Genomic DNA, 7694 nt, shown 5'->3' with positions numbered 1-7694 from the left:
CTCGGCCAGACCGTCGTCATGGTCACCCACGACCCCGTCGCCGCCTCCTACGCCGACCGCGTCGTCTTCCTCGCCGACGGCCGGATCGTCGACGAGCTCGTGAACCCCACCGCGGACACCGTCCTGGACCGCATGCGCCGCTTCGACGCCAAGGGCCGCACCAGCTGACGCCACGGCACCGGCCGTCCCCCGCGGCCGGCCGTCCCCCGTCGCACCCACCGGCCCGGGCCGTCACCGGCCGCCGTCCCCACGACCCTCAGGACTGACTCCCCTCCATGTACCGCACAGCTTTGCGCAACGTGCTGGCCCACAAGGCCCGGCTGCTGATGACGACGCTCGCCGTCCTCCTCGGCACCGCCTTCGTGGCCGGCACCCTCGTCTTCACCGACACCCTCGGCAGCGCCATGCGCGCCCAGGGTGCCAAGAGCTACACCGACATCGCCGTCACCGTCAGCGACAGCGGCGCGGTCGGCACGGGGTACGACCACGGCGGCAGGGCCTCGCGCGGCCCCTCCCTCACCGAGGACACCCGCAAGGCGATCGCCGCCCTGCCCGGCACCGCCGAGGCCCGCGGCGTGGTCACCGGATTCGCCGGCATCGCCGACCGCAAGGGCGCGCTGATCGGCAGCGGCTTCGCCACCACCGGGACCAACTACGTCCCCGGCACCGACGGCACCGACCCGCGCTACCCGCTGGTCGACGGCCGCGGCCCGCGCAACCCCGGCGAGGTCGCACTGGACACCAGGACCGCCGAGAAGGGCGGCTACAAGGTGGGCGACACCGTCCGGGTCGCCGTCAACGGCCCGGTCATGGAGCTCACCCTCACCGGCACCGTGAACACCAACGACCCCCGGGTCGTCTCCGGCGGCTCGCTCGCCGCCTTCGACACCGCCACCGCCCAGCAGCTCTACCTGAGCCCCGGCCGGTTCGCCGAGATCGACGTCAAGGGCAGGCCCGGCACCGACGACGCCGCGCTGCTCACCGCCGTCCGGCAGACCCTGCCCGCCTCCGACGACATCGAGGCCCGCACCGGCCGCGAGCTCGCGGCCGAGCAGGACCGGATGATCGCCGCCGCCACCAAGGGCATGGCCACCGGCCTGCTGGTCTTCGCCGCCATCTCGCTGTTCGTCGGCATCTTCATCATCGCCAACACCTTCACCATGCTGGTCGCCCAGCGCACCAAGGAGCTCGCCCTGTTGCGCGCCGTCGGCGCCAGCCGGAAGCAGGTCACCCTCTCGGTGCTGGCCGAGGCCTTGCTGGTCGGCCTGACCGCCTCCGTCGGCGGCCTGCTCGCCGGCATCGGCATCGCCACCGGCCTGCGCTCCCTGCTCAACGGCCCGATGGAGGCCAACCTGCCGGACGGGCCGCTGGTGATCGCCCCCTCCACGGTGATCGGCTCGATCGCCGTCGGCACCGTGGTGACCGTGCTGGCCGCCCTGCTGCCCTCGCTGCGCGCCTCCCGGATCGCCCCGATCGCCGCGATGAGCTCGGCCGAGCAGCCCGCCACCCACAAGTCCCTGGTGATCCGCAACAGCATCGGCCTGGTCCTCTCCGCGTTCGGCGCCGCCGGCCTGCTCGGCGGCGTGGCCGCCGAGTCGACCACCCTGGTGGGCGTGGGCTCCGCCGCGCTGATGATCGGCGTGTTCGTGCTCACCCCGCTGCTGTCCCGCCCGGTGATCGCCCTGTTCGCCCCGGTGCTGCGCGGGCTGTTCGGCACGCCCGGCAGGCTGGCCCGCGAGAACGCGGTGCGCAACCCGCGCCGCACCGCCGCCACCGCCTCGGCGCTCACCATCGGCGTCACCCTGATCACCGCGCTGAGCGTGGTCGGCGCCTCGGTCAACAAGGCCGTCGACGCGGCCACCACGAGCGATCTCAAGGCCGACTACACCGTGGCCATGGAGAACTTCTCGACGCTCTCCCCCGAGGTCGCCGGCCAGATCGCCAGGACCCCCGGGGTCACCGCGACGAGCGTCGTGCGCGAGGTCCGGGTGGAGGCCGGTGACGACACCCCGGTCCTCACCGCCGTCGACGCGACCACCTTCGACCGGCTGACCGACCTGGAGTTCACCGCCGGCTCGGCCGACGCGCTCAAGCAGGGCAGGCTGATCGCCACCACCGGCTACGCCGAGCGCAACCGCCTCGCGGTCGGCTCGACGCTCGACGTCACCTACCCCGACGGGACCGGCGGCACCCTGACCGTCGGCGCCCTGGTCGAGGGCAACACCGTGGTCTCCGGGCTGGTCGCCCCCGACCAGGTGGTGGGCCCGCACGCGGCGCCCGGCACCGGCCTGGAGAAGGTCCTGGTCAAGGGCGCCGACGGTCCGACCCCGGCGCTCAAGCAGGCGCTGCGCGACGCCACCGGCGGCAACCCGCTGATCACCGTCAAGGGCGAGAAGGACATCAAGGCGGAGAACAGCCGGATCGTGTCCTTCATGCTGAACACCATGTACGGGCTGCTCGGCATGGCCGTGCTGGTCGCGGTGCTCGGCGTGATCAACACCATGGCGATGTCGGTGTTCGAGCGCCGCAGGGAGATCGGCATGCTGCGGGCGATCGGTCTGGACCGCCGCGGCATCGGCCGGATGGTCCGGCTGGAGTCGCTGATGATCGCGCTGTTCGGCGGGGTGGTCGGCGTGCTGCTCGGCGTCGTCATCGCCTGGGCCGGCACCCGCTCCATGGCGAACTCGTTCAAGGACATGTCCCTGGTCGTGCCGCCGCTGCAGATCGCGTTCTTCCTGGCCGCCGCCGCGCTGGTCGGCCTGTTCGCCGCGCTCTGGCCGGCCCGCCGGGCGGCCCGGACGGACATCCTGGGCGCCATCAAGAGCGGGTAGCGGTTCCGCCGCCGCCCCCTCCGCACCGCCGCCCGCCGGGATCCCTCCCGGCGGGCGGCGTGCTCTCGGGCACCGCGCGCCGGCTGCCCGGGCGCACCCCGCTACGGGGTTCCGGGCCCGGCCGGGTGACCGGCCGGCCGGTGGCGGTCCGGCGCGTCACAGCGGGCGCGGGTGCGGACGAACGTTTCCTCAGCAGCCGTTGAGGATCGAGGAGAGCGCGCTCTTCTCCGCGCTGTCGACGGAGAGACCGTAGTAGTACTTCACCTGCACCCAGGCGCGGGCGTAGGTGCAGCGGTACGAGGCCTGCGGCAGCCAGCCGGCCGGGTCCTGGTCGCCCTTGGAGCGGTTGGAGCTCGCGGAGACGGCGATCAGCTGCGGGCGGGTCAGGTCGTTCGCGAAGCCCTGGCGCTGGGCGGTGGTCCAGGCCCAGGCGCCCGAGCGCCAGGCCTCGGCGAGCGGGACCAGGTGGTCGATGTCGAAGGTCGAGGCGCTGGTGGTGGTGACGTTGTCGTAGACCGAGAACCAGCTGCCGCTGACCGAGGCACAGCTGGAGTCGGTGACGACGTTGCTGCCGTCCCGCTTGAGGACCGTCTCCCGGGTGTTGCAGGTACCGGAGACGGTGATCCAGTGCGGGAAGAGCGCACGGTCGTAGGTGCTCTCGTGGGACTCGGCGGTCACCGCGATGGAGGCGAGGTAGCTGCGGGCGGTGGCGGCCGAGACCGGGGTCGGCAGGGCGGCCTGGGCGGTGCCGGCGCCGGTCAGCAGCGTGGTGAGGGCGAGCAGCAGGGCGCCGAAGGCGGCGGCCAGGACGCGGCGGGGGGCGCGTATGGCGGAGATCGCGGACATGCGGGGGACTCCTGGGTCGAGGAGGGCAGGGGAGAGCCCCCGGGCGGGAACCGGCCCGGGTTGCCAACCAGCATGCGGCGCAGGGGGTTTACGCGGGTAGAGCCGCCAGGTGAACTTTGACTCGCAGTCAGCTCCCGGCGTCCGCGCACAACGCGGACCGCCCCGTCCGGCGGGTGGCCGGACGGGGCGGTCGGGGGTCCTGCGAGGCTCGAATCGTTCGCTCAGGCGGCCGATTCGGCCTCCACCGGCTTCGGGGCGACCGGCTTGGCCGGGCCGCCGCCGGCGGTGCCGACCAGGAACGCGGTCAGCACCGGGCCGAGGTAGGCCTCCCAGACGGCGAGCTGGAGGACCGTCGGGTCGGGCTGGAAGTTGAAGACGCCCTTGAGCAGGGTGCCGTACCAGCTGTCCTTCGGGATGGTGCTGCTGATGTCGAAGGCCGCCTGGTGCAGGCCGCCGAGCCAGCCGGCCTCCTGGAGGTCGTGCACGCCGTAGGCCAGCACGCCCGCGGCGACCACGACCAGCATGGCGCCGGTCCAGGTGAAGAACTTCGCCAGGTTGATCCTCAGCGCGCCCCGGTAGAACAGCCAGCCCAGCACCACCGAGGTCAGCAGGCCGAGCGCCGCGCCGACGATCGGGTTGTAGCCGTCCTCGGTGGCCTGGACGGCCGTCCAGATGAACAGCGCCGTCTCCAGGCCCTCGCGGCCGACCGCCAGGAAGGCGGTGACCACCAGCGCGCCGGTGCCCATGGCGAGGGCCGCGTCCAGCTTGCCGTGCAGCTCGGACTTCAGGTGGCGGGCGGTGCGGCGCATCCAGAACACCATCCAGGTGACCAGACCGACGGCGATGATCGACAGCGTGCCGCCGAGCGCCTCCTGCGCCTCGAAGCTGAGCTGGGTCGAGCCGTACTGCAGCACGGCGCCGAAGCCCAGGCTGAGGACGACGGCGACGCCGACGCCCGCCCAGACGGGCCGGAGGCTGTCCCGGCGGCCGGTCTTGACCAGGTAGGCGATGAGGATGCAGACGACCAGGCTGGCTTCGAGTCCTTCGCGCAGGCCGATCAGGTAGTTGGCGAACACGCTGGCTCCTGGGGGGTGAAGAGGTGGTACGGGCGAGACGGGTGGGAGGTCGGGCTCAGCCGAAGAGGGCCTGGCCCCACCACTCGCCGGGCTTGCGGACGCCCGCGGGGCAGGCGAAGTGGGCCGAACCCACGTGCTGGATGTACTCGTTGAGCGCGTCGGAGGCCGCGAGCCGCTGCTGGAGCGGGACGAAGGCCTTGCGGCTGTCCCGCTGGTAGGCCAGGAAGAACAGGCCCGCGTCGAGCCGGCCGAGGCCGTCGGTGCCGTCGGTGAAGGAGAAGCCGCGGCGCAGGATCATGTGGCCGCCGTTGGAGTCCGGGTGGGCGAGGCGGACGTGCGCGTCCTGCGGCATCGCCTTGAGGTCCGGGTCCTCGTGCTCCTTGGTCCGGCCGTACGCGGCGCCCTCGCCCTTGGTCCGGCCGAAGACGTCCTCCTGCTCCTTGAGCGAGGTGCGGTCCCAGGTCTCGATGTGCATCCGGATCCGGCGGGCGACCAGGTAGGAGCCGCCGGTCATCCACTCCGGGCCCTCGCCGGGGGCGGCCCAGACGTGCTCGGCCAGCCTCGCGGTGTCGGTGCCCGCGATGTTGTGGGTGCCGTCCTTGAAGCCCATCATGTTGCGCGGGGTCTGGGCGTCCGGGGTGGTCGAGGAGGTCTTGCCGAAGCCCAGCTGGGACCAGCGGATGTTGACCGTGCCCATGCCGATCCGGGCGAGGTTGCGGATCGCGTGCACGGCGACCTGCGGGTCGTCGGCGCAGGCCTGGATGCACAGGTCGCCGCCGCTGCGCTGCGGGTCCAGGTTGTCGCCCTTGAACTTCGGCAGGTCGATCAGGGCCTCGGGCCGCCTGGCCGCCAGGCCGAAGCGGTCGACGCCGTCCTTCTCGAACAGGGTCGGGCCGAAGCCGACGGTGAGGGTCAGCCGGGAGGCCGGCAGGCCCAGCGCCTCGCCGGTGTCGTCCGGCGGCGCCTCGGGCAGGCCGCTGGCCGCGCCGCTGCCGACCTCGCGCCCGCCGGTCATCGCGGCGGCGGCCCTGGTCCACTCCTTCAGCATCCGCACCAGGGAGTCCCGGGTGGCCGACGCGGAGACGTCGAAGGAGGCGAAGTGCAGCCGGTCCTGGACCGGCGTGGCGATGCCGGACTGGTGGTCGCCGTAGAAGGGGATGTCCGCGGCGGCCGCGGCAGCCTGTGCCGGGGCGTCGTCGTCCTGGCGGGTGGCGGCGGCGACCGAGCCGACCGCGGCGGCGCCCAGCGCGACGCCGGCGCCCGCCCAGCCGATCACGGCACGGCGGCTGACGGCGGCGCGGTCGGCGGTGGTGACGGCGGCCGGCTGCTGCCCCGCGGGGCGGTCGGCGCTCTCGGGCTTCTCGGCGCTCTCGGCGTCCATGGGCGGGTGGACCCTTCTCTGTGCTGACTCACGGATGCCGCGGCGGCCACGGGGCCGCCACGGCGGAGTGCGGGTGCGGTGCGGTACGCGGTGCGGTGCCCAGTGCGCGCCACTGGCCGGCGCGCACCGGGCGGCGGGCGTTACTTCGCGACCACCGCGGCGGCCAGCTTCGACAGCGGCTCGCCCAGCGAGTTGACCGCGTCGGAGAAGGTCTTGCGCTCGGTCTCGGTGACCTTGTCGTACGGGGTGTAGGCGCCGTCCGCCTGCTTGTACTTGGCGAGCAGGGTCTCGATGGCGGCGAACTCGGTGTCCAGCGTCTTCGCCAGCGCGGCGTCCTTCTCGGAGGCGACCGGCTTCAGCAGCTCGTAGGCCTTCTTGGCGCCCTCGACGTTGGCGGCGAAGTCGGCCAGGTCGGTGTGGCTGTAGCGGTCCTCCTCGCCGGTGACCTTGCCGGTGGCGACCTCGTCCAGCAGTTCCTTGGCACCGTTGGCCATGCTGGTCGCGGTGATCTCCGCCTCGGGGATCTTCTTCTGCCAGTCCTTCAGGTCGGCGACCAGCTGGTCGGCGAGCTTCTTCTCGTCGTCGCCGATCTTCGCGTCGGCCCAGAGCGACTTCTCCAGCTTGTGCCAGCCGGTCCACTCCTGGCCCTGCTCCAGACCGTCCTCGCGGGTGTCGGTCTTCGGGTCGACGTCCCCGAAGCTCTCGGCGACCGGCTCGGTCCGCTCCCAGCCGGTGCGGGACGGCGCGTAGAGGGACTTGGCCTTCTCCAGGTCGCCGCCCTTGATCGCCGCGGCGAACGCCTCGACGGCCGGGATGGTGGCGTCGGCCTGCTCCTGGGCGTACTTGCGGTAGGCGTCGACGGCCGCGGTCAGCCGCGGGTCGGCCGGCGCCGCCGAGCCGCCGTCACCGGTGACGGTGATCTTCTGGCGGATGCCGTCGCCGACCATGCCCGGCTTGCAGGCGATCTCGTACGAACCGGCCTTGATCTCGGCGTTGATGGTCGCCTTGGTGCCCGGGCCGATGTTCTCGCGCTCGGTGACGATCTTGTCGCCGGCGGCGTAGACGTAGACCTCGGTGGTCTTCGACCCCTTGTTGGAGATGTCGAGGACGACGTGACCGGCCGGGAAGGTGGTCTTCGAGACCTCGCACGCGGTGTCGGTGGCGTTGACCTTGACGGCGTCGGCAGCGGCCTTGTCGTCCTTCTTCTGCGAGCATCCGGCCAGTGCGGCGGTCGCCACGGCGAGGGTGAGCAGCGTGGCTGCGGTGGAACGACGGGCGGACATGCGGGCTCCAGCGGTCAGGGCAGGGCGTTTCAGGGCAGGGCTGAGCGCGGGCGGGAACAACGGCGGTGCCGGCACCACCGCCCACTTAGCTAAGGCATACCTTAGGGATATCGGATTTTGCCGTCTACACCGGGGGCGGTCACGAAACGGTGCAGGTGGGAGGGGGCGGACGGCGCCACGGCGGTCGGTTCGCAGACGATTTCCGGCCACCGGGGGCGCATCGGGGCTTGGTCCACAGGGCAAAGAAGTGGTAAAGGGGCGCGCACCGTTCGGTGCC

The 7694-nt window shown here is 72.6% G+C and carries 5 protein-coding genes and 1 pseudogene; 2 read left to right on the top strand and 4 right to left on the bottom strand.

Annotated features, from left to right (window positions below):
• A pseudogene (locus ACFCX4_RS32725) lies at positions 1-168 on the top strand (ABC transporter ATP-binding protein); the annotation flags it as partial.
• Between the two features lie 107 nt (positions 169-275).
• On the top strand, positions 276-2831 hold the full coding sequence (locus tag ACFCX4_RS32720; RefSeq protein ID WP_376150481.1) for an ABC transporter permease: 2556 nt from the start codon (positions 276-278) through the stop codon (positions 2829-2831).
• Between the two features lie 189 nt (positions 2832-3020).
• On the opposite strand, the gene ACFCX4_RS32715 is transcribed toward ACFCX4_RS32720, so the two are convergent.
• From ACFCX4_RS32715 to efeO, 4 genes are all read right to left on the bottom strand, one after another.
• Positions 3021-3668, bottom strand: a complete 648-nt coding sequence (locus tag ACFCX4_RS32715; protein WP_376150483.1) for an HNH endonuclease family protein — start codon at positions 3666-3668, stop codon at positions 3021-3023.
• A 230-nt stretch (positions 3669-3898) separates the two neighbouring features.
• Positions 3899-4753: an iron uptake transporter permease EfeU gene (gene efeU / locus ACFCX4_RS32710; protein WP_376150479.1), complete on the bottom strand. Its 855-nt coding sequence runs from the start codon at positions 4751-4753 to the stop codon at positions 3899-3901.
• A gap of 55 nt (positions 4754-4808) precedes the next feature.
• Positions 4809-6134 carry an iron uptake transporter deferrochelatase/peroxidase subunit gene (efeB, locus tag ACFCX4_RS32705; RefSeq protein ID WP_376150477.1) on the bottom strand — a complete coding sequence of 442 codons (1326 nt, stop codon included), beginning with the start codon at positions 6132-6134 and terminating at the stop codon, positions 4809-4811.
• A gap of 140 nt (positions 6135-6274) precedes the next feature.
• A complete protein-coding gene (efeO, locus tag ACFCX4_RS32700) occupies positions 6275-7417 on the bottom strand; it encodes an iron uptake system protein EfeO (protein WP_376150475.1) in 1143 nt (380 codons plus the stop codon).
• Positions 7418-7694 lie beyond the last annotated feature (277 nt).

This window comes from Kitasatospora sp. NPDC056327 (assembly GCF_042261735.1).
In the GTDB taxonomy this organism is placed as follows: Bacteria; Actinomycetota; Actinomycetes; order Streptomycetales; family Streptomycetaceae; genus Kitasatospora.
This window is presented reverse-complemented; position numbering and strand designations above follow the sequence as displayed.